Below are 25,260 nucleotides of genomic sequence, written 5' to 3'. Positions count from 1 at the left end.
AACCGGAGAAACTCATGTTGAAGCGTTCCCTGGCCCTCGTGGCCGGTCTTACCCTGTGCGCCACTTCCCTTCTTACCCAGGCAGCAGATGCACTACGCGTCTCGGCTATCCCGGATGAAGCACCTACCGAATTGCTTCGCAAGTTCAAACCGCTGGGAGAGTACCTGGAAAAGCAGATTGGCATGCCTGTTACCTTCGTGCCGGTCTCCGATTATGCAGGCGTGGTCGAAGCGCTGGCCTCTGACAGACTGGACATGGCATGGTTGGGTGGCTTTACCTTTGTCCAGGCCCAACTCAAAGCGCCCATGAATCCGCTGGTACAACGGGAAGAAGATCAGAAATTCACCAGCAAATTCATTACAGCTGATCCAAACGTCAAATCGGTTCAAGACCTAAAAGGCAAAACGTTCGCCTTTGGCTCGATCTCTTCGACCTCCGGCAGCCTGATGCCCCGTTACTTCATGCAGCAGGAAGGGGTAATACCGGAGCAGTTTTTCTCACGTGTAGCCTATTCTGGAGCCCATGATGCAACTGCCGCCTGGGTACAGGCTGGAAAAGTGGATGGAGGCGTTTTGAACGCTTCGGTCTGGCAGAAGCTGGTTGATGCCAAGAAAGTAGACACAAGCAAGGTCAAGGTCTTCGCGACCACTCCGCCCTATTACGATTACAACTGGACCGTCAGAGGCAATCTGGATCCGCAACTGGCGGCCAAAATCAAGGCGGCCTTTCTTGCATTGGATCCTTCGAAGCCTGAAGACAAAGCCATTCTGGATCTACAGGCAGCCAGTCGTTTTGTAGAAACTTCTCCTGAAAACTATAAGGGCATCGAAGGCTCTGCACGTGCGGCCGGTCTGTTGAAGTGAGCGTCCAGTTAGCTGGCGTGGAGCTTCTTCACGCCAATGGGCATCGCGCGCTTTCAAAGCTTGACCTGAAGATCACCAAAGGTGAACGCGTAGCACTGATTGGCCCTTCTGGAGCAGGCAAGACCAGCTTGCTCCGCCTGATGGCGACAAGCCACAAGCCAACGGCAGGACAACTCACCGTGTTGCAGACCGATCCGTGGTCATTGAGCGTGTCCCGATTGAAGTCGCTTCGTGCACATATCGGTCTGATTCACCAGGCACCTCCCCTCCCGGCGCGGCAACGCGTCGTAACGGCGGTACTGGCTGGGCGCCTGGGCCAATGGCCTTTATGGAAGAGCCTGGTCAGCCTTGTCTATCCACTGGATCGTCCGGGCGCCCAACAGGCTCTGGCAAAGCTGGACCTGTCAGAAAAGCTGTATCAGCGTTGCGATCAGCTCTCGGGGGGCCAGCTCCAGCGCGTCGGCATTGCCCGCGTGTTATACCAGGCGCCTGAGCTGATACTGGCGGATGAGCCTGTCTCCGCCATGGATCCGGTACTTGCCAGCCATACACTAACCATTCTCGCTCGTGAGGCCGAAACACGAAGCGCAACGCTGATCGCCAGCCTGCACAGTGTAGAGCTGGCGCTCAAACACTTTCCGCGAATCATTGGGCTACGCCAAGGCGTTATTGTATTCGACAAAGCAACGCAAGCCGTTACCTCCGATGATCTGGAGCAGTTGTATGCCAATGAGCAATTGGCACCAGAGAACTCATCCAGTGTTTATTTCATGCCTGCCACACCACCGCGATGCTGATTGCCCCCTCGCGTGATCCTGCCGCCCTGCCTCGTCTAGGCATCAGCCTGCTGGCACTCTTACTGCTCTGGCCTGGGCTTCACCTGTCCGAGCTGGATATTCTTGGTTTGCTCACCGGCGAGAACGCCAGAATCATGGGTAGCTTTCTGGCAGGATTCTGGCCGCTAGCCTACGATTCGGAGTTTCTCTCGATAGTTGGCAAAGCCACGCTGGAAACCCTGGCCATTGCCACGGCCGGCATGACGCTCGCCTGGGTGATCGCCTTTCCAGCAGCCCTGCTGGCAACCCGCTCGCTTTCCATCTCCGCGCTTCATCGGCAAGGACGCCCTTCGTGGCTGGGTCAGACGACTCGCAATACGGTACGTATCGTTCTTGTAATTCTGCGCAGCATTCCTGAAATTGTCTGGGCCTTGTTATTTATACGAGCGGTAGGCCTGGGTCCAACTGCGGGCGTCCTGGCCATTGCCATCACGTACGGTGGCATGCTGGGCAAGGTGTACGCCGAGATTTTCGAATCCGTACCTGCTGACGCGACGCGAGCATTGCTCTTGGGTGGCAGCTCGCGACTTCAGGCATTCGCATATGGACTGCTACCGGCCGCCAGCGGCGAAATGATCTCCTATACGATCTACCGCTGGGAGTGTGCTATCCGTGCATCGGTCGTCATGGGATTTGTCGGCGCTGGCGGGCTGGGGCAACAGGTCGATCTGTCCCTGCGAATGTTTGCTGGCGGAGAAGTTGCCAGCCTGATGCTGACCTTTCTGATACTGGTCATGCTGGCCGACCTGATCAGCCGCTTGCTGCGAGAGCCGTAACGATGAAAATCAAGGGTCTTGCCGCCGTTATCGTAGTACTAGCCGCCATTGCCTCGTCCTTTGCTTACCTTGAGACGAATTTTATCGAGCTGTTTTCGCGGACCTCTCTTGCGCAAATGGCGAAGTTTGCCAACGGATTTCTTACCCCGGACTTCTCCCGCGGTCACCTATACGCCATCGCTTGGGCCTGCCTGGAAACACTGGCCATGTCAGCCATGGGAACCTTATTGGCAGCCCTGCTTGGCATAATACTGGCCCTGCCTGCGGCAGGCCGACTCGGTACTTTATTCAAAGCAGTTGCGCGGTTATTGCTAAATGCCCTCCGCGCCGTCCCGGAACTGGTGTGGGCGGCACTGATGGTACTGGCTGCAGGGCTAGGACCCAATGCCGGCACACTTGCATTAGCACTGCATACGGCGGGTGTACTGGGTCGCCTGTTTGCCGAGGCGCTGGAAAACACTCCGTCCGCCCCCAGCGATGCGATCAGACTGGCTGGCGGCGGACGCCTTGCCGCCTTCGCCTATGGCATTCTTCCAAGCGTCTGGCCTCAGCTGCTTGCCTATATTCTCTATCGCTGGGAAAACAATATCCGCATGGCGACGATATTGGGATTCGTGGGCGCTGGCGGCCTAGGACAAATGCTTCAGATCAGCCTCAGCCTGTTTCAGCTCGCTCAGGCTGCAACCATTATCCTGGCCATGTTGATCCTGGTACTGCTGGTAGACGCTTTCAGTGCCTGGATTCGGCAGCGGTGGATCAGTCATTGATTCACCCTGGCGGTCTCATGCCTCGCCGCTGTTACCGTTTCTAGCCTGTATAAGCACCCAGGGCGCAACGACCACCGCCCAAAAGGTTGGATCGCTTACCAGAAAACCACGTGCTTCATCCTCGGTCACCTTGGCCATTTGCCCGGACGTCAGCCAGGCAGAAACCTTGCCTGTATTGTCCTGAACAATGGCTTCTGCCGCCTCTATCAAGTCTATCTCGGCATCCACCCGAAGCAACGAACCCTTGGCAAAGTGCGGCTGTAACTCTTGCCATGTGATTTCAGCGGTCTGGCCCAACAGCGTAGCGTACAGAGTGCTGGTTTCGGACATCACGTCACCCCTAAAAATAAAGCGACATGATAGCGGCTGCCGCTTATTGTCGACAGGATTGACATGTCTTCAGCCCGGTTTCGGCTCGTATCCGATACATGATGCGACAAAGTGTATCGATACAGTCGATGTGCCACTTTTCAATTCCGTGATCGGCACTCTACACTCCGCACGTTGCGATGCCGATTTATCGTCATAACAAGAAAGCCAGCAATAAGAATAAATACTGCAATAAACGTTTGTGATCTGCCAAAACCAATAAGCATTTCGAGTGGAGCACTATGAATAAGGCAACTCAGCGTCTTTCCCGACTATTCGCCGCCATGGCCCTGGCTGGACTCACCAGCTACAGCGTCGCTGCCGATACAATAAAAATCGCTTTGGCCGGCCCGGTTACCGGTCCTGTAGCGCAATATGGGGAAATGGAATTTGTCGGCGCCAAAATGGCTATCGAGCAAATCAATAAGGCTGGCGGCGTCAATGGCCAGCAGCTCGAAGGCGTAGTCTATGACGATGCGTGTGACCCCAAGCAAGCGGTTGCCGTTGCCAACAAGATCGTCAACGACGAAGTGAAATTCGTGGTTGGCCACCTGTGCTCCAGCTCCACCCAGCCGGCGTCCGATATCTACGAGGACGAAGGCATCCTGATGATCACCCCAGCATCAACCAGCCCTGATCTCACGGCACGCGGACATAAACTGATCTTCCGCACCATTGGTCTTGACAACATGCAAGGCCCTACTGCCGGCAAATATATAGCCGAGCATATCAAGCCCAAGACAGTCGCCATCATCCACGACAAGCAGCAGTACGGTGAAGGCATTGCCACGGCCGTCAAGCAGACACTTGAAGGCGCCAATGTCAAAGTTGCCGTATTCGAAGGTATCAATGCCGGCGACAAGGACTTTTCTTCTCTGATCTCCAAGCTGAAGCAGGCGGGTGTGGATTTCGTCTATTACGGCGGCTACCACCCGGAGCTCGGCCTTCTGATGCGCCAGTCACAGGAAAAAGGCTTGAAAGTTCGCTTCATGGGACCGGAAGGTGTGGGTAACTCTGAAATTTCCGCCATTGCAGGCAAATCCTCAGAGGGCATGCTTGTAACCCTTCCCCGCTCTTTCGATCAGGATCCGAAAAACAAAGCCCTGGTTGAAGCATTCAAAGCCAAGAAGCAGGATCCGAGCGGCCCGTTCGTCTTCCCCTCCTACGCAGCCGTGCAAGTTATTGCTGATGGCATCAAGAAGGCAGGCAACACTGAAACCGATGCTGTAGCAGAGGCCCTGCGCAGCAATACGTTCAGCACACCTACAGGCGACCTGGCGTTTGACGAAAAAGGCGACCTGAAGAACTTCGAATTTGTCGTCTATGAGTGGCACGCCGACGGCACCAAGACCGAAGCCAAGTAACCGTTAAGCAGGAACTTGCCAGCACGTTGTCTGGCAAACGTCCTCAAAAGCCCACGGTATCCTCCGTGGGCTTTGTTCATTCCAAATGAGTAGGCGTGCCAAGACGCCAAAAGCACTGTGGCCGCTATTCAGGAGAAAGTAATGCCTGAGCTCTACCACTATCTTCAACAGCTGGTAAACGGTTTGACCGTTGGCAGCACCTACGCCTTGATAGCCATTGGTTACACCATGGTCTACGGCATTATTGGCATGATCAACTTCGCCCATGGCGAGGTATACATGATTGGCTCCTATGTAGCCTTCATTGTCATCGCCGGATTAGCACTCATGGGCATTCATAGTCTGCCGATCATCATGATTGCGGCCTTTGCTGCCAGCATTATTGTTGCCAGTGCCTATGGCTACAGTATTGAGCGTATTGCCTACCGTCCGCTACGTGGCAGTAATCGCCTGATTCCGCTGATCTCAGCCATCGGCATGTCCATCTTCCTGCAAAACGAAGTGCTATTGGCACAGGACTCCAAGGACAAGGCCATTCCCAGCCTGCTGCCTGGCAACATCATATTTGGCAATGATGCCATGAGTGGAGTCGTCATTTCGTACATGCAGATTCTGATCTTCGTGGTCACGTTTCTGGCCATGCTCGGATTGACACTGTTCATCTCACGTTCGCGTCTCGGCCGCGCCTGCCGAGCCTGCGCCGAAGACATCAAGATGGCCAACCTGCTTGGCATCAACACCAACAACATTATCGCCCTGACCTTTGTTATCGGCGCATCCCTAGCAGCCATCGCGGCTGTTCTGCTCGGTATGCAATACGGCGTCATTAATCCGAGCCTGGGCTTTCTAGCAGGTATCAAGGCGTTTACTGCCGCAGTACTGGGCGGGATCGGCAGTATTCCAGGCGCCATGCTGGGCGGACTGGTGCTAGGGGTAGCCGAAGCGTTCGGAGCCGATATTTTTGGTGATCAGTACAAGGATGTCGTGGCGTTCACGCTTCTTGTCCTCGTTTTGTTGTTCCGGCCGACCGGCATTCTGGGCCGTCCGGAGGTAGAAAAAGTATGAGCAGTACCCCTTTCAACAAACAGCTTAAAACGGCTTTTTTCAGTGCGCTTCTCGTACTCGCAGTGGCCTACCCTGTTTTGGGGCTAAAACTGACCACAGTGGGTATCGGGCTCGAAGTCCATGGTGCCAGCCCAACCACCCTGACGATCATTTTTGGGGCGGCCGCCCTTATGTTCGTATGGCAGTTGGTACGTGATCGCATTCCCATGCCGCGCCGAACCAGGGGCACCCACACCTCACCACTGACCAAACTAGGCACCCAGCTCACCGAGCCATCTGTTCAACGCTGGGTCATCCTTGGGCTGGTTCTTGTCGCGCTAGTCTGGCCATTCTTCGGCTCACGGGGAGCCGTGGATATCGCTACGCTGATTCTCATCTATGTGATGCTGGGGCTTGGTCTGAATATTGTGGTCGGCCTGGCGGGTCTTCTTGATCTGGGCTACGTCGGCTTTTACGCCGTAGGGGCATACAGTTACGCCCTGCTCTCCCACTATTACGGCCTTGGATTCTGGATCTGCCTGCCCATTGCCGGTTTGATGGCTGCGCTATTCGGCTTTTTGCTGGGCTTTCCCGTGCTGCGCCTGCGAGGTGACTATCTCGCCATCGTAACGCTCGGTTTCGGCGAGATCATCCGCATTCTGCTACGCAACCTTACCAGCATCACCGGCGGCCCCAACGGCATTAGCGGAATCGACAAGCCTACGCTATTCAACCTGACGTTTGAGCGGCGTGCCCCCGAAGGCATGCAGACATTCCATGAGTTTTTTGGCATCGCCTACAACTCGAACTACAAGGTGATATTTCTTTATCTGGTTGCGTTACTGCTCGTCCTGCTTACGCTTTTCGTGATCAATCGATTACTGCGCATGCCCATCGGTCGCGCCTGGGAAGCCTTACGTGAAGATGAGATCGCCTGCCGTGCATTAGGCTTGAATCCGACCCTTATCAAACTCTCCGCTTTTACGCTGGGTGCCTGCTTTGCAGGTTTCGCGGGCAGCTTCTTTGCGGCTCGCCAAGGGCTGGTGTCGCCGGAATCGTTCACCTTCATTGAGTCAGCCATCATCTTGGCGATCGTTGTTCTGGGTGGAATGGGCTCACAATTGGGCATCATTCTGGCAGCCATTGTCATGATTCTGCTTCCAGAGCTGATGCGTGAGTTCAGTGAATATCGCATGTTGATGTTTGGCGCCATGATGGTCCTGATGATGATCTGGCGGCCGCAAGGCCTGCTCCCGATGCAGCGCCCCCATTTGGAGCTGCGCAAATGAGCCAACCTATTCTTCAAGCTAAAGACCTGACCATGCGTTTTGGCGGCCTCTTGGCAGTCAATGGCGTCAATATCAGCGTCGAGGAAAAGCAGGTCGTTTCCCTGATAGGACCGAACGGCGCCGGCAAGACGACCGTGTTCAACTGCCTGACCGGTTTCTATCAACCAACAGGAGGCGAAATTCTACTTAGAGGTACGCCCATTCATGGCTTGCCGGGTCACCAGATCGCCCGACGCGGCATCGTACGCACTTTCCAGAATGTTCGGTTGTTCAAGGAAATGACCGCGGTTGAAAATCTGCTGGTTGCTCAACACCGCCATCTGAATACGAATTTTCTAGCTGGCCTTTTCAAAACTCCCGACTTTCGCCGCGCAGAATCTGAAGCCATGGACTTTGCCCGCCACTGGCTTGAGCAGGTCAACCTCACCGAGGTCGCCAACCGACCTGCCGGCAATCTGGCCTATGGCCAACAGCGCCGTCTTGAGATTGCTCGCTGCATGATGACACGCCCTCAACTCCTCATGCTTGATGAACCTGCCGCCGGCCTTAATCCTCGCGAGACGGAAGACCTGAAAGCGCTGATTTCCCTGCTGCGAGACGAGCACGGCGTAACTGTTCTGCTCATTGAGCACGACATGCACCTGGTCATGAGCATCTCGGATCATATTGTCGTTATCAATCAGGGCACCCCCCTGGCCGATGGTAAGCCGGAGCAAATCCGTAATAACCCTGACGTGATCAAAGCCTATTTGGGAGAAGCGTGATGCTGCAGTTCGAAAACGTTTCGACTTTCTATGGCAAGATCCAGGCGCTGCATGGGGTCAGCCTGTCCGTCAACAAAGGGGAGATCGTGACACTCATCGGCGCCAATGGCGCTGGCAAATCTACCCTCCTGATGACGCTATGCGGCTCTCCTAAGGCAGCTGGCGGTAGTATTCGTTACGAAGGTGAAGAGCTGGTCGGGAAAGACTCCTCCGAAATCATGCGCAAGGGTATCGCCGTGGTTCCTGAGGGTCGCCGCGTCTTTGCTCGCCTGACTGTCGAGGAAAACCTCGCCATGGGCGGTTTTTTTACCGACAAGCATGACTATGATCGTCAGCTTGAAAAGGTTCTTGGCCTGTTTCCTCGCTTGAAGGAGCGCTATCACCAGCGCGGAGGCACGATGTCCGGTGGGGAGCAACAGATGCTGGCCATCGGTCGTGCGATGATGAGTCATCCGCATCTCCTGCTGCTTGACGAGCCCTCACTGGGTTTAGCCCCCATCATCATTCAGCAGATTTTCGATATCATCGAACAACTGCGCGAGGATGGCGTAACGGTATTTCTGGTCGAGCAGAACGCCAACCAGGCGCTCAGACTAGCAGACCGTGGCTACGTTCTAGAAAATGGTCATATCGTCATGCAGGATACCGGCGAAGCCCTATTGGCCAACCCTGACGTACGCAAGGCCTACCTGGGAGGCTAAAGGATCGCTTGTGCGCTCCGTTCAAAAAGAGCGCACAAGTTCATTTCAGCCTTGTCCTAACGGATATAGCTCAGTAACGTTGCCACCCTTGTTTCAATGGAGAGCTCTAGATGTTAGCGCCACGCTTGCTGCTGCCCCTGACCTTGCTGGCCACGTTGCTGGCAGGCTGCCATAGCACCCCGAGCGATAGCATCGCTTCGTCCAAGGCGTCTCAAGGCGTACGCCTGCAAGGTGATTTGCGGTTAGCGAATGACCAGTTACTCTTTCGCCCCTGTCAGGAGCATCGCTACTTTCAAATAGACGATGCGGCCAACACGTCTATTATCAACGATGCTCATGAGTTGACGGCCGATAGCGGTGCCAGCAGCCTATTCGCAGATTTACGCGGAAAGATGAAATCTGGAGGGCCGGCTGGAAGCGATGGCGTATTTGCCGTTTCCGAAGTGTATCGCATGCAGTACACCGGGCCCGGCTGTTCAGACCCTAATTTCAAGCGCCTGACGCTTCGCGCAGCCGGTCATACTCCAGAATGGAATGTGGTAGTAAGTGGCCAAGGCATGGTTATAGCCTCGACCGATCGCAGCCAGCAGGCTCTTCCATATTTGCAGGAGCAACTACCCGACGGTAGTCGTAGCCTGTCTACCGAAGCCAACGGCGAGCGTGTCGAGCTATGGGTCAGTCCGCAGCGCTGTGTTGATGAAAGCACTGGTACGGTTCAATCCCTTCAGGCGGAGCTGCGTGTCAATGGCAAGAGCATGTCAGGCTGCGCGCACTATGGCGGTGCTACTGACACCCATTAAAGAAATCCAGTCCTGCGTGCTGTTACTAAGCCTCAAACAGCACGCATTGGCAATGAAAGTCTCTTATCCAAGGTTCTTCGTTTACTGCCTCATGGGCGCCCGCCTTACATCAGACGAATATCTATTTCGCCAAGCTCACTAGGCCTGCTAGTTTAATATCTGTTTTAGCTGAATTATTTCACACATCAGTCGACATCTTATAGGATGCCTCCCCTCCTCAAGAGTGGCCATCTGCCATCAATGCCTATATTTCAAGTCCACTCTGCGCCGCCTTTGCCTACTATGCTCAGTACTACTTTTACCCGTCGCGTATTCCCTCTGGTTACAGTATTGCTGTTCCTGATGTTTTCGCTCGCATGTGGGCTGTTGATCCACAACGCTCGTAGCCAGGATCAACAGGCTCAGGCAGACACCTTATACGCCGCTCAAAAAGCCCTTGAAGACCTGAATACAAGCATAAAAAAGGACATATCTGACTATTCCAAATGGGGTGAGCTTTACAAGAACATGCACCTTAAGCTCAACATCAGCTGGGCGTATGACGGAGAAAACCTGGGCGAATCGATTTATGAGCTCTATGGCTTTCAGGGATTACTTGTTTTAGATGCGCAGGACAAAACCGTCTATTCACTGTTTGAAGGTGAGCAAACCCCTCTTGATGCCCGGCAATGGCTACAAGGCGATTTTGACGCTCTGCTGAAGAAGGCACGCGCGCCTGAAAATAAGGAAGAGGTAGTCAGTGAGCTCCTGAAAGTCGACTCAGTACCTGCCATCGTTGCGGCTGGATCCATCACGCCAGGAAAAGACCCAACCGTTAAAGAGCGGCCCGGTACCCGCTCAGTACTTCTCTTCGTCGATATCCTTACACCAGACAAGCTCAAGGCGCTGGGTACGCAATATGGATTAATCAATCTGCGGACTACACAGACGCCTCAGATTGAAGGCTCGTCCACGCTTCGTCTAGCACCTGCCGCTGATAGCTACTTGGCCTGGGACCCGCCCCGTCATGGCCAGGCGCTGCTTGACTCGATTCTTCCCTACTTCGGTATCGCGGGCCTCATGCTGATCGCGTCAACCTGGCTAGTCCTGCGTAATGCACTTTCTACCGCACGACTCATGGAGGCTCATTACGTTGAATTGACTCAGAGCAAGGAAGCTTTAGCGGTTAGCGAGGAGCGCTTTAGAGACGTAGCAGAAGCCGCGTCGGACTGGCTGTGGGAAATCGATGCTCAGTACTGCCTGACCTATCTTTCAGGGCGCTTCGAGGAAGTTACAGGCACTACACCTGAGCAGTGGCTTGGTAAAAACCTTGATGAACTGCTGACAGCAGACCATGAGTCATTAACAACATGGCTGAACCATCGAAGGAACGCCTCTACATCTACTCCACTCGTCTGTCATTATCATGACCGACAAGGTAAGCAGCGGACCTGCCGCGTCTCGGCGCGACCGATAAAAGACGGCACGCAAGGGTTTCGCGGCACGGCCAGCGATATTACCGACGAGGTCAAGGCGCTAGCTCAGGTAAGGCACCTGTCTCTGCATGATCCCTTAACCGATCTGCCCAATCGCAACCGTTTGAACGAGTTTCTAAAAAAGCATGTAGGCCCATCAACACGCGTTGCCCCTGTGGCCTTGTTAAGTGTGGATCTGGATCGCTTCAAACCGGTCAACGATGCGCTGGGTCATGCAGCGGGCGACAGAGTGCTCAGGGAAGTGGCCAAGCGCCTGCGTAATTGCATTCGAGAAGCCGATCTAGTCGCGCGGGTCGGTGGTGATGAGTTTATTGTCGTGATGACCCGCCTTCAGAACCATGAAGAAATTTCTGCACTGAGCTCACGAATCATTGATCAGCTCCATCAGCCTATCCGAGTGGATGACCAGACCGTGTTTATCGGAGGAAGCATAGGCGTTGCACTAGCGCCCTCTGATACAAATAACGCAGAGGAGCTTCTGCGGCTCGCCGATATTGCGCTTTATCAGTCCAAGGCTGCGGGCCGTAATACATGGCGCTTCTACTCCCACGAAATGAACGAGCTGATTACCAGCCGTCGACGCTTGGAGAACGATCTCCGTCAGGCGTTGGAAAGAGAAGAATTGAGCCTCCATTTTCAGCCACGTTATTCGCTTACGGGAAATCGGCTGACCGGGTTCGAAGCGCTATTACGCTGGCAGCATCCTGAACATGGCATGCTGCTACCCGATAGTTTCATTGCACTGGCAGAAGACACCGGCCTTATCGTTCCCATCGGAAACTGGGTACTGAAACGTGCCTGCCACGTAGCTGTCAACTGGCCACAACCGGTGGGTATTTCTGTGAATCTCTCGCCCCGGCAGTTTGGTCGCCACGATCTGATCAATCAGGTACAAAATGCGCTGACCGAGAGTAGGCTAGACCCTTCCAGACTTGAACTGGAAATTACCGAGCGCGTTATGCTGGACGATGCTGACGGAGCGCTGGAGACACTCAACAGCCTGAAGGCCCTCGGGATACGTCTCCACATGGACGATTTTGGTACAGGCTTTTCTTCTCTGGGATACCTGCGCAGCTACCCCTTTGATGGCATCAAGATAGACCGCAGCTTTGTCGCTGGTATCGGTACGAACCCAGACGATCGCGCTATCGTCCAGGCCATCATTACGTTAGGCCAATCCCTTGGCATGACGGTTACGGCTGAAGGCGTAGAAACAGCAGAGCAACTTGAGCACCTACGTGGCGATGCCTGCGACGAGGTACAGGGCTTTCATTTCAGCAAGGCATTACCTGCGCATGAACTGTCTCTACTGTTTGTCTGAGCAAGCCCAAGCCCCGGTTCAACGTTCGGTAACAACCGCGACATCCGGTCCTGCACCACGCCGCTGATTACGATCATCACGCGGCGTCACACCAAAGAAATTTCGATAGGCGCTGGAGAAATGAGGCCCCGACGAAAAACCGCACGACAGCCCAATTTGAATAATGGATTTGCTGGTCTGCATCAGCATCTTGCGTGCCCGATTCAGCCGAAGCTCCAAATAGTATTGGCTTGGCACACGTGACAGGTACTGCTTGAAAATGCGCTCGAGCTGACGACGTGACACGCAGACATGCTGTGCGATTTCATCAGTGGTAAGCGGCTCTTCAATATTAGCCTCCATGAGCATCACTGCCTGGGTCAGCTTCGGATGACTGGAGCCCAGCCGGTTTTTCAGTGGGATTCGCTGGCGTTCATTACCCTCGCGGATTCGCTCGACAACCAGCTCTTCCGAAACAACACCAGCCAGGTCCGCCCCATGGTCATGGCTCAGCATGGCCAAGACCATGTCCAGGATAGCCAGACCGCCACAGGCAGAGAGCCGGTCACGGTCCCACTCAAACAGATGATTAGTTGCGATAACCTTGGGATACTGCTCTGTGAAATCATCCAGCCAGCGCCAGTGCACCGCAGCGCGGTACCCGTCAAGCAGACCTGACTGCGCCAGCGGAAATACGCCTGCTGAAATAGCCCCTACCTGCACTCCGGATCGAGCGCACTGCTTTAGCGCCGTACTCAGCGGGACCGAGAGTGATTGCGGAATCTCATCCGCCAACAAAAACACTCTTTGGAAGTGCTCCAGTTGAGCGGGCCAGGAGATATGCGTCAAGCGCTGCTCGGCCTGATCGATGCGTATCAATTCAAGCACGTATTCAGCGCTGGCCTGCTGCCGTCTAGCCACTCGAAAGGCTTCTTCGGCCAGGGCTACCGTCAAAGGGCGGGTTTCGGGCCAAATCAAAAAGCCTATACGAATGGCCATATGTTATTTCAAGCTGCCAGACAGGAATTGTTGTAGTCGCACACTGCTCGGATTAGCCAGGACTTCACGAGGATTGCCAGACTCCTCGACGCGCCCCTGATGCAGAAAGATAACCTGATTGGAGACCTCTCTGGCAAAGCCCATCTCATGGGTAACCACCACCATGGTACGCCCTTCAAGCGCCAGATCACGCATCACCTTGAGCACCTCTCCTACCAGCTCAGGATCCAGCGCAGAGGTAGGTTCATCAAACAGCATGACTTCAGGCTCCATGGCCAGCGCGCGAGCTATTGCTACACGTTGCTGCTCGCCTCCCGACATATGGGCAGGGTATGCATCCTTACGATGAGATACCCCGACCTTGGCCAGATAACGCTCAGCTCGCTCGATGGCTTTAGCCTTGGGAACACCCAATACATGAATTGGCGCCTCGATCACGTTCTGCATCACCGTCATATGTGACCATAGATTGAAATGCTGAAACACCATCGCCAAGCGCGAGCGCATCTTCTGCAGCTGCTTGGGATCTGCCGCCTTGAGCGCACCCTGCTTGGTAGACTGCAGCTTGAGCTCTTCACCATTAAGCAGGATTTTGCCCGCATGGGGCTGTTCCAGCATATTGATGCAACGTAGCAACGTCGATTTACCCGAACCGCTGGAGCCGATGATACTGATGACATCGCCGGCCTTGGCCGCAAGCGAAACCCCCTTGATCACCTCATGATCACCGTAACGCTTGTGTAGATCCTGTATTTCAAGTTTGAACATGGTTTCAAAGCCTTGATTAGTCTAGCCAGTGCACAGGCCCCGGCTCGTACTCGATATTTAATGTTTACGAGGCGCCAGATAGGCGAGCCAGTGCCGCTCGGCCAGTTTGAATAGCCGGACCAGAATAAACGTCAGCGCAAGGTAGAACACGCCGGCGGTGACATAGGCCTCGAAAGGCAGATAAAACTGGGAATTGACTGTACGGGCTGCGCCGGTAATGTCGACCAGGGTTACGATCGAGGCCAGACTAGTCGTCTGCAGCATCATGATGACCTCATTGCTGTACTGAGGCAGTGCGCGACGCAATGCAGAAGGTAATACGATCCGCCGATACATGAGCGAACGGGACATTCCCATCGCCTGAGCCGCCTCGATCTCACCGTGCGGCGTTGCCTTCAAGCTACCCGCAATGATCTCGGCGGTATAAGCGCTCGTGTTGATGGCAAAGGCCAGGCATGCACAAAACGTGGCGTTCGAGAGCCAAGGCCAGAGCCAGCTTTCCCTTATCACCTCGAATTGAGCCAAGCCGTAATAGATCAGGAAAAGCTGCACCAAGCCTGGTGTTCCTCGAATTACATACGTGTAAAGCCAGGCAGGGAAATTGATCAGAATACGCTTGGATACCCGCATAAACGCCAGCGGGATGGCAGCAGCCAGCCCAATGACCAGAGAAACGGCCAGCAACTTCAAGGTAACCAGAAGCCCGTTAAAATAAAGCGGCAAATTTTCCCAGATGACGTTGTAGTCAAAGATCATAGGTCAGCCACCTTAACGCCTGCGGAATAACGTCTTTCAACCAGCCTCAACAACAGAAGCGATACGCTGGTGATAATCAGATAAAGCGCCGCAACAGCCACGTAAAACGTGAAGGGCTCGCGGGTAGCATCGGCCGCCTGCTTGGCCTTGAACATCATGTCCTGCAGTCCCACCAGAGAGATCAGCGCGGTTGCCTTGGTCAGTACTAACCAATTATTGGTAAATCCAGGGATGGCCAGTCGAATCATTTGCGGGACAAGAATTCGGAAAAATACCTGGATGCCGCTCATGCCATAGGCAACACCCGCTTCAGCCTGCCCTTTTGGAATACCCAAAAAAGCGCCTCGAAAGGTTTCGGACAAATATGCGCCGAAGATGAAACCCAGGGTAAAAACACCTGCTGCAAACGGATTGATATCTATGTAATCGTCATACCCCACCATAGGAGCCAGACGATTGATCAAATCCTGACCACCGTAGAAGATCAGCAGAATCAATACCAGGTCGGGAATTCCCCGAATGACTGTCGAATACAGATCGCCCAGCCAAGCCAGCCAGCGTACCGGTGAAAGGCGAAAGGCAGCGCCAGCCAGACCCAAGCCGCAGGCCAACACCATGGATATCAGGGCCAGCTGTATGGTAAGCCAGGCACCATCGACAATATTCGCCCCGTAGCCGTTGAGCATAGTGGACAACTCCTCAGCGCAACAAAATCAAGCGCCCAGATACAAAACAGGCGCGATGGCAGTGAAGCCACCACGCCTCATCAGGATTCGTTAATTTCCGTAAATATTGAAATTAAAGTATTTGTCCTGAATTTTCTTATACGTACCGTTCTCGCGAATGGTGCTGATTGCAGTGTTCAGCTTTTCTTTCAGCTCACCGTCGTTCTTGCGTACAGCGATACCGATACCTTCGCCAAAATACTTGGAATCATTGAAGTCAGGCCCGGTAAAGGCAAACCCTTTGCCTGCATCGGTTTTCAGGAAGCCGTCGTCCAGCAAGGTAGCATCGGCCAATGTGCCGTCGAGACGGCCCGCAGTCAGATCAAGATAGATTTCATTCTGAGAGCTATAGCGGGTGATGCTCACGCCGGCAGGCTCCAGTACCTCGGTAGCAAAGCGGTCATGAATACTGCCACGCTGTACACCTAGCTTCTTACCCTTCAGGTCAGTCTTGATATCGTTGACCTGAGCGCCTTCCTTCATCACCAGCTTGGCTGGCGAATTGTAATACTTATTGGTGAAGTCAACGGAACGCTTACGTTCATCGGTGATGGACATCGATGACAGGATCATGTCGATCTTGCGTACTTTGAGTGCAGGGATAAGACCATCAAACTCCTGCTCAACCCACTGGCACTTGACCTTCATTTCAGCACACAGCGCGTTACCGATGTCATAGTCAAAACCCACGATGCTGCCGTCGGCTGCTTTCGAGGCAAAGGGCGGATACGCTGCTTCAATTCCGATGCGAACCGGCTTGCCATCGGCCGCTACAGATACGTTGGTGAGGACAGACAGCGCGAGAGCGCCAAGCAATGCCAGCTTTTTCATGCAAGCTCCTACGAAGGAATGGGCTGCGGACGTTAGTTAATAGCCCAGGCTACCAATACGCATGGCAATACTCTATGCACATGCATGGCACCAGCAATGCAGCAGCGTGGGTAGCGGCATTCTAGCGGCAGCCTAGTAAGGGTTATTTCGTCTATGCGACAAGTAATTACAGAAGGGTTTTAGACAGACCTAAACAGTCTTGACAGGCTATACGATAGCATGCTTGAAAAAAATTAAAAATAGATATACGAAGCAATAAGCGCGCCCAAGGACAATATTTCCTTATGAAACCGCTGCTTAGCTCAATTCGTGTAGAGCCAGGGAAGAGAGAATGCGCCGAAATGAAGCCTAGATGTTACTCATGGCCTCATTTCGGCGCATCCGTTGTTACGTACTCATGCTACAGCCTGAGTCATGCCACGATGGGTATCAACAAGCTGCTGAACAACACCTGGATCGGCTAAGGTTGAAATGTCGCCCAACGCGTCATACTCACCTACAGCAATCTTGCGCAGGATCCGACGCATGATTTTTCCGGAGCGTGTTTTGGGCAGCCCCGGCGCCCACTGAATGATGTCAGGCGTTGCAATAGGCCCTATATCCTTACGCACCCACTGCTTGAGCTCTTGACGTAACGCTTCCGAAGGCTCTTCACCTGAGTTGAGGGTAACGTAAACATAGATCCCCTGCCCTTTGAGATCGTGAGGCATTCCTACCACAGCAGCTTCGGCCACCTTGGGATGTGCAACCATTGAGCTTTCAATCTCTGCCGTACCCATGCGGTGTCCCGAAACATTAAGGACATCATCAACGCGACCGGTAATCCAATAATAACCATCCTCGTCACGACGGGCGCCGTCCCCGGTGAAATACATACCCTTGAATGTCTTGAAATAGGTATCCACGAAACGATCGTGGTCACCGTAGATCGTGCGCGCCTGTCCCGGCCAGGAATCCAGAATAACCAGATTGCCCTCCGCAGCCCCTTCAATGATATTGCCTTCATTATCAACAAGTGCTGGCTGAACACCAAAGAAAGGCCGTGTGGCGGAGCCAGGCTTCAAGGCCGTAGCGCCAGGCAATGGACTGATCAGAATTCCGCCCGTCTCGGTCTGCCACCAGGTATCAACAACCGGGCAGCGCTCTTGTCCTACGGTTTTGTAGTACCAGTGCCACGCCTCAGGGTTGATCGGCTCACCTACTGACCCCAGCAGGCGCAGACTCTTACCATCGGCCCCTCGAACAGCCGCATCCCCCTGGGCCATCATCGCCCGGATAGCTGTCGGAGCGGTATACAGAATATTTACCTGATGCTTGTCGATAACCTGGGCGACACGGGTTACGTCCGGGTAGTTGGGGACCCCTTCGAACAATAATGTGGTAGCCCCATTGGCTAAAGGCCCGTAGACAATGTAGCTATGACCGGTAATCCAGCCTACATCAGCCGTACACCAATAAACCTCGCCTGGCTTATAGTCGAACACCCGCTCATGCGTGAGTGACGCATAAACCATATAGCCGCCAGTAGTATGCATGACGCCCTTGGGTTTACCGGTAGAGCCTGAGGTATACAGGATGAACAGTGGCGCCTCGGCATCCATCTCCTTGGGCTCGCAGTGCGCGGAGGCAACCTGAGTTACGTCGTGATACCAGACGTCGCGGTGCGCATGCCAGGCAATGGGGGCACCCGTGCGCTTGCATACAATGACCTTACGGACACAGCATGTATCCGGATTGGTCAAGGCCTCGTCAACGTTGGCTTTCAGAGGTGTTTTCTTGCCGCCTCGGACACCCTCGTCCGCAGTGATAATGACTTTAGAGCGACAGTCACTGATACGACCCGCTAATGACTCGGGAGAAAAGCCGCCGAAGACGACAGAATGCACCGCACCGATGCGAGCGCACGCCAACATGGCCATCACTGCTTCTGGAATCATCGGCATATAGATGGTGACTACGTCACCACGGTGTACATCCTGGCCACGCAGTGCGTTGGCAAACTTGGAGACCTCTTCGTGCAATTCACGATAGGTAATGTGACGATGCTCGGAAGGATCATCGCCCTCCCAGATAATAGCCAACTGATCACCCCGCGTTTCGAGATGGCGATCAAGGCAATTGTAAGACGCGTTCAACGTTCCATCGGCAAACCACTTGATATCGACATGGTGATCGTCAAATGAAGTTTGTTTGACGCGAGTAAATGGCTTTGTCCAGCTGATCCGCTGGGCCTGCTCCCGCCAGAATCCGTCTGGATTAATCACGGACTTCTGATATAGAGCCTTATAGCTAGCGTCATCAGTCAGCGTCAGGGCGGCTACTTCAGGACGTACGGGATAGAGGGATGCGGCACTCATGGCGGTTACCTCAACGGAGAAGTTTGTTGTTTTTGTAGTTCCGTTTTACTGGCTGAGCGCCTTGGTAACTATTCGACAAAGGTCTTAACGGCTATCTCAGTACTGATGTCGCTTGATCATGGACAGGAACGCAAATCGCTGATGTCCCGGTGAAAGACAGCCGAGGCGCCAGATAATCTGATTACCATCAAAAAGGCAGGCTTACATCAAAAGAAGGGAGTCATGCTCAGGAAACACTGCAGACAAATCAAATGTCCGTACAAACTCCTCTATGAAAAATCAACCCGGCCACGCCCTGCCTTGACTGCACTGCGCTTGGTCTTTCCTTCGAGTCGTCTCTTTTTGGACGCCAGCGTTGGCTTGGTTGGACGACGTGTTTTTTGAACGCGGGTAACACTCTGAATAAGCTCAGCAAGACGCGTTAATGCATCTTCACGGTTCTGCTCCTGCGTTCTGTATTGCTGCGCCTTGAGTACCACAACACCTTCACGCGTAATACGCGTGTCCTGCAGAGCCAGCAGCCTTTCTTTATAAAAATCCGGGAGCGACGAAGCCCGGATATCGAAACGCAAATGAATGGCGCTGGATACCTTGTTTACATTTTGGCCGCCCGCCCCCTGAGCACGCACCGCCGTCAATTCCACTTCAGTATCTGGCAGGGAAACAGTATTAGATATACTAATCATTGATATGCAGCCATAGGCAAGGACGTACCTTGATAGACCTCAAGGAATCATGAGGGTTTAAAGACAATAGACGGACTAGAACTCAGTACCGCGCACCAACCACATGCCCAAAAGCTCGGAGAGGTTATCGAGGGGCTGATAACCATTGGTGACAAGCGCTAGCTGACCCTCACGCTCCGCCAGCAAGGTTGGGAAGCCTGCAATGCCTAAATTGAGAGCCCAGTCAAAGTCCGCCTGGGTTGCGGCTCTTGTTTCTGGGGCATCGAAAGCCGGAGCAAACTCAATGCGAGGCAGTCCTGCCTTCTCTGCCAGCTCAACAAGAACAGCCGGCTGGGTAACATCGCTGTTTTCCACATAAAAAGCACGCTGGATAAGCTTTGCCAGCGGCCATACCGCCTGCTCATCCAATCCTCTGGCTACAACCAGCGCACGACAGGCTGGCTCTGTATCGTAGACAAAGCCTTCAGGCAGTGCATTGTCAATTGTGAAGGGTTGACCTGTAGCTTCTTCGACTGCCTGCCAATAGGACAGGGTACGTACACGAGCGGCGGCGTCCATGGCGACTCGCTCTCTACGCAGCCCACCTACAACAAGATGCATAGGCACGCCATAGAGACGTGCCTGCTCAGCCAGTGCCTCCATGACAGGCGCGAACCCCCAGCACCAGGAACACATAGGATCCATCACATAGAGCAATCGCGCCTTCATAGGTCAAGCCTCCTGCGATAGCTTGGAAACCTGTCGGGGATCCCGACCAATGGGATGCGGCTGATTCCGCTGCCTGGCCAGTTCAATTTGCTTCTGACGCTCACGTGCGCTGATACGTGTTTTTTCTGGCAATGAGTCCCAGCAATGAGGACAGCTAATGCCAGGCACGTAGTGCTCAGATTCCCGATCTGCAGCTGATATGGGCGTCCGGCAAGCATGACACTGATCATACTCCCCTTTACTCAGATCGTGCCTGACCGTTACACGGTTATCGAACACAAAACAGTCGCCCTGCCAAAGACTGTCTTCCTGCGGCACCTCTTCCAGATATTTCAGAATACCACCCTTAAGATGATAGACCTCTTCAAAGCCCTCATTGAGCATGAAGCTCGATGCTTTCTCGCAGCGGATACCACCAGTGCAGAACATGGCCACTTTTTTATGACGGGAAGGATCAAAATTCTGCCTGACATACTGAGGAAACTCGCGGAAGGATTTGGTCTTGGGATCCACCGCATTGGTAAAGGTCCCGATACCGACCTCGTAATCATTGCGCGTATCAATCAATACAACATCAGGGTCTGAAATAAGCGCATTCCAGTCTTTCGGATCTACGTAGGTTCCAACCTTCTTGTTGGGATCGACACCCGGCACGCCCAAGGTAACAATTTCCTTCTTGAGCTTGACCTTAGTCCGATAGAACGGCTGCTCATCGCAATAGGATTCCTTGTGCTCAAGATCAACCAGACGCGAGTCTGCCTTCAAAAAAGCCAGAACCGCATCAATTCCGGCCCGAGAGCCGGCAATGGTGCCATTGATACCCTCTTCCGCCAGTAGCAGGGTGCCCTTTACCTCATTGTCCAACATGACAGTAAGCAAGGGCTCACGGCGCTCGACGTAATCTTCAAGGGTGACAAATTTATACAGTGCAGCTACAACAATAGAACCAGACATGTCGACTTCTCCAGTGGTCGTCCTCGTAAGGGACGGACCGGTTAATGCACAACGCCGGCAAAGGCCGGCGCTGGAGCGACAAGTCTAAGGAAGCGCGACGGGCTTGAACAGAGCCCTCAAGCGGATCACAGCCATTTCTAGTCGTGCAGTCCGTCATGCTTGCTGCCACCGCGACATGTCGGCGACTCAGGTGCCATTCCTTGTCTGGCCCACTCTTCGGGTGTGTAAGTATGAAGCGCCAGGGCATGAAACTCACCCATCAGCCCACCCAGCGCCCCGTAGACCTTCTGATGCCGCTTAACGGCATTCAACCCTTCAAATTGTTCACTGACCACTACAGCCTTGTAATGGGTTTCCTGACCACGGCTGTGCATGTGGCTTTCGTCAACAACATCAAGATGCTGCGGCTGCAGCATGCTTAACGTTGAAAGAATACGGTCGCGCATACTCATGGATAGGTCTCGCTTATTTCTTAGAACCGCTACCGTCAGGAGCAGCTTGTGGCTTAACACCCAGCTCTTTATCCATATCACTCAGCAGCTTGTTGACCTGAGGAACGGCCTGCTCGAGCTTGCCCTGGGTCAGCTGGGCAGACTGCATGGAGATCTGCGGTAGCGTGTTCATCATTTTCTTACCCAGTGGAGACTGGTAGAAGTCGATCAGGTCTTTCAGCTCGGCTTCACTGAAGTTCTGAGTATAGAGCTTGACCAGATCAGGCTTAACCTTGTCCCAGCCAATCGACTTGTCCAGTGTTGCATTAGCACGCGCAACGTAGCTTTCAAGAACAGCCTTCTTGCTCGGAGCCTTGGCTTGGGCGAAATGCTGATCAAACAATTCATGCACTTGGGCATAAACCGGTGTAGTGAGCTTGTCGGCGTTGGCCAGCTTTAGAAACCGCTCGGCTTGGGCAGCATGGCTAGCCGCATCAGCCAGGGCCAGGCCACTGACACCAGAGAGCATCACAGCGGTGCAGACAGCACGAAAAGTCTTCATCGGACATCCTTTAAACATGAATAGCGATAGCTAAAAGATCCGTATTCTGCCCACGTGTTTCCCGATGACTCAAGTCGTATTCCGGCTCCGTTCAGGCAAGCTTCAGCATCTTCAATGGTAAATCTAGCTGAAATCTGACCCGCCTGATGTTTTCGGAACCCACCCTACATCTGAATAGACTAATCACCGATAAGCGCTAGCCTTGGCTCTATTGGTTTCCCATCACTGCTTTAAAGCCTTTCATTGGCCAGCGCGCCGACCACCCAAATCTGCATGCAGGAGAGCATCATGAGCCGTACCGAAACCGACAGCCTAGGTCCTGTAGAAGTCGACGAAAATGCCTATTGGGGAGCTCAGACACAGCGCTCCATGGAAAACTTCGCCATTGGTGGCCAGAAAATGCCGCTGGCGATCGTGCATGCACTTACGCTGATCAAGAAAGCAGCGGCTCGGGTGAATGCAGGGCTAGGCGAATTGCCGCAAGAGATAGCGGACCTTATTGAGCAATCAAGCAATGAGGTGCTTGAAGGGCGTCATGATGATCAGTTTCCCTTGGTTGTCTGGCAAACCGGCAGCGGCACCCAAAGCAATATGAACGTCAATGAAGTGATTGCGGGGCGCGCCAATGAACTTGCAGGCCAGGGCAAGGGCGGCAAGAAGCCTGTGCACCCTAACGACCATGTCAACCGCGGCCAAAGCTCCAACGACTGCTTCCCGACTGCCATGCACATCGCAACTGCACAAGCCGTACTGGGAGATCTGCTGCCTGCTATCGATGAGCTTTCCGGAGGTCTGGCCCAGCAGGCCGCACGTCATATGAGTCTGGTCAAAACTGGCCGTACCCATATGATGGACGCAACACCTATTACTTTCGGTCAGGAAGTGTCGGCCTACGTCGCTCAGCTCGACATCGCTCAGAGCGCCATTCGTGCAGCCCTTCCAGCCATTTATGAACTTGCTCAGGGCGGAACGGCAGTAGGAACTGGCCTCAACTCTCCCAAAGGCTTCGACGAGGCGATTGCAAAAGAAATTGCATCACTTACCGGCCTACCCTTTGTCACTGCACCCAACAAGTTTGCTGCCCTGGCAGGTCACGAACCACTTACCGCACTGTCAGGCGCACTGAAAACGCTGGCCGTAGCCCTCATGAAGATTGGTAACGACCTGCGCTTGCTAGGCTCTGGCCCCAGGGCAGGCTTTGCCGAGGTCAAGCTACCAGCCAATGAACCTGGCAGCTCCATTATGCCCGGCAAGGTCAATCCAACCCAGGCGGAAGCCTTAACCATGCTGGCCTGCCAGGTAATGGGGAACGATACCACCATCACTTTCGCTGCCAGCCAGGGGCATCTGCAGCTGAACGTTTTCAAGCCCGTCATTGCCTATAACATTCTTGGATCCATTCGTTTACTGGCCGACGGCTGCCGCAATTTCAACAAACATTGCGTAGCCGGCATGGAACCTGACGCCGAGAAAATGGCAGCTCACCTTGAGCAAGGTCTGATGCTTGTAACAGCCTTGAACCCCCACATTGGTTATGACAAGGCCGCTGAAATTGCGAAGAAGGCTTATGCCGAAAATAAGACCCTCAGAACAGCAGCCCTTGAGCTTGGTCATCTGAACGAGGCGCAGTTCGATGAGTGGGTAAGGCCTGAAACCATGCTGGAAGCAGGCAGCCATGGCTGAGCCAAGAACGGGCGCAACACCTCTAGAGGGCGATGGCAAGCGAGTCCTGGTTATCCAGGGCTCGCCCAAGAGCGAAAGCTTCTGTCATGCGCTGAGCGCAGCCTATATACAAGGGGCTCGCCAACATAATCATGTAGTACGTGAATTACGACTGGGAGAGCTTAGTTTCGACCCGGTACTTCGAGAAGGCTACGATAAGAGCCAGATTCTTGAAGAAGATTTGCTGGAAGCTCAACGACTGATTCATTGGGCAGAACATCTTCTATTTGTTTACCCCATCTGGTGGGGTGGTCTACCTGCCCTTTTAAGCGGATTTATCGAGCGTGTTTTCTTGCCAGGCTTTGCATTCGCTTATCGCGATCAGATCTGGGGAGGTGAACAACTTCTATCAGGCCGAAGCGCTGACCTTATCGTCACTGCTGACAGCCTGCCTACTCCCTGGAAGCGCCTGAGAGGACTTTCTCCGCATCGTCTCATGATGCGAGAGGCCTTGGATGTGTGTGGCATACAGATTCGTGAACATCTGGAATTCGCACCAATAAGAGCAAGTAGCGAGGAACAACGATTGAGATGGCTTCAAGATGTGCAAAGAATGGGGTCAAACTTGAACTAGAAACCTTTATTGAAAGGTATGCTGCTAAATTAATTACCTGAACTTAATAAATAGTCTTTTAAATAAGAAAGCCCCAATATGCATAACAAAACTGACTTCGTAGAAACCAAACCTTATTTGAGTTGCGCTGGCGTATGCTTGTAAGCGCACTTTCATGACAAAACATAATTTCATAATATGTAACAATCTTTATTTTTAGCACTCTCGCTTCGACTCCTTTTCCGCTTCTTTTTGTAGTACTTGCCTGCTGTCAATTCCCTACAATCAACAATCTCTCAACCAAGGTGCGACATATTGAAGCAGGTATTGAAAAATCAAGGACTTAGCTAGCTCCTTGTATCGCCTAAAAGCGACTCAATGATAGACGTGAACCCTAGATGAACTTAAACTGCGCACGGCCCAATAAGGCGTGCCTTGAAGCGCTCTTGAGAGAGAGAAAAAACACCTGATTGATAGCAATATGCCTACATAAGGCAGGGTGAATTTTCAACTTGCAACAATATGCTCGCTCGCAAGCAGATGGCTTCAAGTCCACCGGGTTGGTAAGCAAGCGAGATTGGTCCGGATGCTGCCCATTAGCGCGTCCGCATAGGCCTCGTGCTTATTGGTACAGCTTACGCTACCCAAGTTGCAGCGTTATTTTTTGGTACACGGCACTGACGTGAATAAGATTCATGGCACGGCCAAGCCTTAAATGTATCCCCTGCTATGCTTGGTAATACCACGAGCGCGTAGCCTGTCTGGGAGAGTCCTGTTTTCCAGTTGCGATCGATTTCAACATTAAGGCCCGAACAAGCCCGCACTCTACGCAGGCTAGGTAAGGAGGACTGGTGAAACGT

Annotated in this window: 25 protein-coding genes; 13 read left to right on the top strand and 12 right to left on the bottom strand. The window is 53.4% G+C overall.

Features of this window, described 5'->3' with window-relative positions; translation table 11 throughout:
- The first annotated feature begins 14 nt into the window (after positions 1–14).
- From QWJ10_RS18460 to phnE, 4 genes are read left to right on the top strand one after another with little or no spacing between them, the layout of a single operon-like run.
- On the top strand, positions 15–863 hold the full coding sequence (locus QWJ10_RS18460; protein WP_010797690.1) for a putative selenate ABC transporter substrate-binding protein: 849 nt from the start codon (positions 15–17) through the stop codon (positions 861–863).
- On the top strand, positions 860–1,660 hold the full coding sequence (locus QWJ10_RS18455; RefSeq protein ID WP_019365897.1) for a phosphonate ABC transporter ATP-binding protein: 801 nt from the start codon (positions 860–862) through the stop codon (positions 1,658–1,660). The genes QWJ10_RS18460 and QWJ10_RS18455 overlap by 4 nt, the downstream gene beginning before the upstream one ends.
- Positions 1,654–2,475 carry an ABC transporter permease gene (locus QWJ10_RS18450; protein WP_289928782.1) on the top strand — a complete coding sequence of 274 codons (822 nt, stop codon included), beginning with the start codon at positions 1,654–1,656 and terminating at the stop codon, positions 2,473–2,475. Before QWJ10_RS18455 ends, QWJ10_RS18450 begins: the two co-directional genes overlap by 7 nt.
- Positions 2,476–2,477: 2 nt before the next feature.
- A complete protein-coding gene (phnE, locus tag QWJ10_RS18445; protein WP_122043083.1) occupies positions 2,478–3,242 on the top strand; it encodes a phosphonate ABC transporter, permease protein PhnE in 765 nt (254 codons plus the stop codon).
- A gap of 15 nt (positions 3,243–3,257) precedes the next feature.
- Here phnE and QWJ10_RS18440 read toward each other — a convergent pair whose 3' ends face one another.
- Positions 3,258–3,575 carry a DUF2288 domain-containing protein gene (locus tag QWJ10_RS18440; RefSeq protein WP_100217741.1) on the bottom strand — a complete coding sequence of 106 codons (318 nt, stop codon included), beginning with the start codon at positions 3,573–3,575 and terminating at the stop codon, positions 3,258–3,260.
- 278 nt (positions 3,576–3,853) lie between these two features.
- Here QWJ10_RS18440 and QWJ10_RS18435 point away from each other — a divergent pair, with 278 nt between their 5' ends.
- The 7 genes from QWJ10_RS18435 (at position 3,854) to QWJ10_RS18405 (ending at position 12,369) form a co-directional block, all read left to right on the top strand.
- On the top strand, positions 3,854–4,975 hold the full coding sequence (locus QWJ10_RS18435; RefSeq protein ID WP_074827508.1) for a branched-chain amino acid ABC transporter substrate-binding protein: 1,122 nt from the start codon (positions 3,854–3,856) through the stop codon (positions 4,973–4,975).
- A gap of 141 nt (positions 4,976–5,116) precedes the next feature.
- A complete protein-coding gene (livH, locus tag QWJ10_RS18430) occupies positions 5,117–6,040 on the top strand; it encodes a high-affinity branched-chain amino acid ABC transporter permease LivH (protein ID WP_010797684.1) in 924 nt (307 codons plus the stop codon).
- Positions 6,037–7,308: a high-affinity branched-chain amino acid ABC transporter permease LivM gene (locus QWJ10_RS18425; protein ID WP_289928772.1), complete on the top strand. Its 1,272-nt coding sequence runs from the start codon at positions 6,037–6,039 to the stop codon at positions 7,306–7,308. Before livH ends, QWJ10_RS18425 begins: the two co-directional genes overlap by 4 nt.
- Positions 7,305–8,072 carry a high-affinity branched-chain amino acid ABC transporter ATP-binding protein LivG gene (gene livG, locus QWJ10_RS18420; RefSeq protein ID WP_074827509.1) on the top strand — a complete coding sequence of 256 codons (768 nt, stop codon included), beginning with the start codon at positions 7,305–7,307 and terminating at the stop codon, positions 8,070–8,072. The genes QWJ10_RS18425 and livG overlap by 4 nt, the downstream gene beginning before the upstream one ends.
- Positions 8,072–8,773, top strand: coding sequence for an ATP-binding cassette domain-containing protein (locus QWJ10_RS18415; RefSeq protein WP_197873062.1), 702 nt, complete (start codon positions 8,072–8,074; stop codon positions 8,771–8,773). The genes livG and QWJ10_RS18415 overlap by 1 nt, the downstream gene beginning before the upstream one ends.
- Before the next feature lie 110 nt (positions 8,774–8,883).
- Positions 8,884–9,573, top strand: a complete 690-nt coding sequence (locus tag QWJ10_RS18410; RefSeq protein ID WP_010797680.1) for a hypothetical protein — start codon at positions 8,884–8,886, stop codon at positions 9,571–9,573.
- A gap of 282 nt (positions 9,574–9,855) precedes the next feature.
- The gene (locus tag QWJ10_RS18405; protein ID WP_197873061.1) at positions 9,856–12,369 is read left to right on the top strand and encodes an EAL domain-containing protein; all 2,514 of its coding nucleotides are present in this window, start codon (positions 9,856–9,858) and stop codon (positions 12,367–12,369) included.
- An 18-nt stretch (positions 12,370–12,387) separates the two neighbouring features.
- On the opposite strand, the gene QWJ10_RS18400 is transcribed toward QWJ10_RS18405, so the two are convergent.
- The 11 genes from QWJ10_RS18400 to QWJ10_RS18350 form a co-directional block, all read right to left on the bottom strand.
- Positions 12,388–13,347 carry a GlxA family transcriptional regulator gene (locus QWJ10_RS18400; protein ID WP_019365888.1) on the bottom strand — a complete coding sequence of 320 codons (960 nt, stop codon included), beginning with the start codon at positions 13,345–13,347 and terminating at the stop codon, positions 12,388–12,390.
- A 3-nt stretch (positions 13,348–13,350) separates the two neighbouring features.
- A complete protein-coding gene (locus QWJ10_RS18395; protein WP_010797676.1) occupies positions 13,351–14,115 on the bottom strand; it encodes an ATP-binding cassette domain-containing protein in 765 nt (254 codons plus the stop codon).
- A gap of 57 nt (positions 14,116–14,172) precedes the next feature.
- Positions 14,173–14,871: an ABC transporter permease gene (locus tag QWJ10_RS18390; RefSeq protein WP_010797675.1), complete on the bottom strand. Its 699-nt coding sequence runs from the start codon at positions 14,869–14,871 to the stop codon at positions 14,173–14,175.
- Complete coding sequence (locus tag QWJ10_RS18385; protein WP_010797674.1) at positions 14,868–15,557, bottom strand: ABC transporter permease; 690 nt, start codon at positions 15,555–15,557, stop codon at positions 14,868–14,870. Before QWJ10_RS18385 ends, QWJ10_RS18390 begins: the two co-directional genes overlap by 4 nt.
- A gap of 90 nt (positions 15,558–15,647) precedes the next feature.
- Complete coding sequence (locus tag QWJ10_RS18380; RefSeq protein WP_074827516.1) at positions 15,648–16,427, bottom strand: ABC transporter substrate-binding protein; 780 nt, start codon at positions 16,425–16,427, stop codon at positions 15,648–15,650.
- A 395-nt stretch (positions 16,428–16,822) separates the two neighbouring features.
- On the bottom strand, positions 16,823–18,784 hold the full coding sequence (gene acs / locus QWJ10_RS18375; protein ID WP_289928763.1) for an acetate--CoA ligase: 1,962 nt from the start codon (positions 18,782–18,784) through the stop codon (positions 16,823–16,825).
- A 269-nt stretch (positions 18,785–19,053) separates the two neighbouring features.
- Positions 19,054–19,470: an alternative ribosome rescue aminoacyl-tRNA hydrolase ArfB gene (gene arfB / locus QWJ10_RS18370; RefSeq protein ID WP_074827520.1), complete on the bottom strand. Its 417-nt coding sequence runs from the start codon at positions 19,468–19,470 to the stop codon at positions 19,054–19,056.
- Between the two features lie 75 nt (positions 19,471–19,545).
- Positions 19,546–20,178: a DsbA family protein gene (locus QWJ10_RS18365; RefSeq protein ID WP_122043091.1), complete on the bottom strand. Its 633-nt coding sequence runs from the start codon at positions 20,176–20,178 to the stop codon at positions 19,546–19,548.
- 3 nt (positions 20,179–20,181) lie between these two features.
- Positions 20,182–21,132, bottom strand: coding sequence for a rhodanese-related sulfurtransferase (locus QWJ10_RS18360; protein ID WP_289928760.1), 951 nt, complete (start codon positions 21,130–21,132; stop codon positions 20,182–20,184).
- Between the two features lie 137 nt (positions 21,133–21,269).
- Complete coding sequence (locus QWJ10_RS18355; RefSeq protein WP_010797668.1) at positions 21,270–21,584, bottom strand: BolA family protein; 315 nt, start codon at positions 21,582–21,584, stop codon at positions 21,270–21,272.
- Between the two features lie 13 nt (positions 21,585–21,597).
- Positions 21,598–22,125, bottom strand: coding sequence for a DUF2059 domain-containing protein (locus QWJ10_RS18350; protein ID WP_197873059.1), 528 nt, complete (start codon positions 22,123–22,125; stop codon positions 21,598–21,600).
- Positions 22,126–22,413: 288 nt separating this feature from the next.
- Between QWJ10_RS18350 and QWJ10_RS18345 the strand changes: the two genes are divergently transcribed.
- Both QWJ10_RS18345 and QWJ10_RS18340 read left to right on the top strand, forming a co-directional pair.
- Positions 22,414–23,808 carry a class II fumarate hydratase gene (locus QWJ10_RS18345; RefSeq protein WP_289928758.1) on the top strand — a complete coding sequence of 465 codons (1,395 nt, stop codon included), beginning with the start codon at positions 22,414–22,416 and terminating at the stop codon, positions 23,806–23,808.
- Complete coding sequence (locus tag QWJ10_RS18340; protein WP_289928757.1) at positions 23,801–24,421, top strand: NAD(P)H-dependent oxidoreductase; 621 nt, start codon at positions 23,801–23,803, stop codon at positions 24,419–24,421. Before QWJ10_RS18345 ends, QWJ10_RS18340 begins: the two co-directional genes overlap by 8 nt.
- The last annotated feature ends 839 nt before the right edge of the window (positions 24,422–25,260 follow it).

Source organism: Pseudomonas sp. WAC2, assembly GCF_030403525.1.
GTDB classification, from domain to species: domain Bacteria; phylum Pseudomonadota; class Gammaproteobacteria; order Pseudomonadales; family Pseudomonadaceae; genus Chryseomonas; species Chryseomonas luteola.
The sequence above is the reverse complement of the archived record's forward strand: the minus strand, read 5'-3'. Positions and strand labels throughout refer to the sequence as shown.

Excerpts from the sequence above, each read along its gene's own strand:
- QWJ10_RS18460 (WP_010797690.1), top strand. The coding sequence starts at position 15 with ATGTTGAAGCGTTCCCTGGCCCTCGTGGCCGGTCTTACCCTGTGCGCC.
- QWJ10_RS18450 (WP_289928782.1), top strand. The coding sequence starts at position 1,654 with ATGCTGATTGCCCCCTCGCGTGATCCTGCCGCCCTGCCTCGTCTAGGC.
- phnE (WP_122043083.1), top strand. The coding sequence starts at position 2,478 with ATGAAAATCAAGGGTCTTGCCGCCGTTATCGTAGTACTAGCCGCCATT.
- QWJ10_RS18435 (WP_074827508.1), top strand. The coding sequence starts at position 3,854 with ATGAATAAGGCAACTCAGCGTCTTTCCCGACTATTCGCCGCCATGGCC.
- livH (WP_010797684.1), top strand. The coding sequence starts at position 5,117 with ATGCCTGAGCTCTACCACTATCTTCAACAGCTGGTAAACGGTTTGACC.
- QWJ10_RS18425 (WP_289928772.1), top strand. The coding sequence starts at position 6,037 with ATGAGCAGTACCCCTTTCAACAAACAGCTTAAAACGGCTTTTTTCAGT.
- livG (WP_074827509.1), top strand. The coding sequence starts at position 7,305 with ATGAGCCAACCTATTCTTCAAGCTAAAGACCTGACCATGCGTTTTGGC.
- QWJ10_RS18415 (WP_197873062.1), top strand. The coding sequence starts at position 8,072 with ATGCTGCAGTTCGAAAACGTTTCGACTTTCTATGGCAAGATCCAGGCG.
- QWJ10_RS18410 (WP_010797680.1), top strand. The coding sequence starts at position 8,884 with ATGTTAGCGCCACGCTTGCTGCTGCCCCTGACCTTGCTGGCCACGTTG.
- QWJ10_RS18405 (WP_197873061.1), top strand. The coding sequence starts at position 9,856 with ATGCTCAGTACTACTTTTACCCGTCGCGTATTCCCTCTGGTTACAGTA.
- QWJ10_RS18400 (WP_019365888.1), bottom strand. The coding sequence starts at position 13,347 with ATGGCCATTCGTATAGGCTTTTTGATTTGGCCCGAAACCCGCCCTTTG.
- QWJ10_RS18395 (WP_010797676.1), bottom strand. The coding sequence starts at position 14,115 with ATGTTCAAACTTGAAATACAGGATCTACACAAGCGTTACGGTGATCAT.
- QWJ10_RS18390 (WP_010797675.1), bottom strand. The coding sequence starts at position 14,871 with ATGATCTTTGACTACAACGTCATCTGGGAAAATTTGCCGCTTTATTTT.
- QWJ10_RS18385 (WP_010797674.1), bottom strand. The coding sequence starts at position 15,557 with ATGCTCAACGGCTACGGGGCGAATATTGTCGATGGTGCCTGGCTTACC.
- QWJ10_RS18380 (WP_074827516.1), bottom strand. The coding sequence starts at position 16,427 with ATGAAAAAGCTGGCATTGCTTGGCGCTCTCGCGCTGTCTGTCCTCACC.
- acs (WP_289928763.1), bottom strand. The coding sequence starts at position 18,784 with ATGAGTGCCGCATCCCTCTATCCCGTACGTCCTGAAGTAGCCGCCCTG.
- arfB (WP_074827520.1), bottom strand. The coding sequence starts at position 19,470 with ATGATTAGTATATCTAATACTGTTTCCCTGCCAGATACTGAAGTGGAA.
- QWJ10_RS18365 (WP_122043091.1), bottom strand. The coding sequence starts at position 20,178 with ATGAAGGCGCGATTGCTCTATGTGATGGATCCTATGTGTTCCTGGTGC.
- QWJ10_RS18360 (WP_289928760.1), bottom strand. The coding sequence starts at position 21,132 with ATGTCTGGTTCTATTGTTGTAGCTGCACTGTATAAATTTGTCACCCTT.
- QWJ10_RS18355 (WP_010797668.1), bottom strand. The coding sequence starts at position 21,584 with ATGAGTATGCGCGACCGTATTCTTTCAACGTTAAGCATGCTGCAGCCG.
- QWJ10_RS18350 (WP_197873059.1), bottom strand. The coding sequence starts at position 22,125 with ATGAAGACTTTTCGTGCTGTCTGCACCGCTGTGATGCTCTCTGGTGTC.
- QWJ10_RS18345 (WP_289928758.1), top strand. The coding sequence starts at position 22,414 with ATGAGCCGTACCGAAACCGACAGCCTAGGTCCTGTAGAAGTCGACGAA.
- QWJ10_RS18340 (WP_289928757.1), top strand. The coding sequence starts at position 23,801 with ATGGCTGAGCCAAGAACGGGCGCAACACCTCTAGAGGGCGATGGCAAG.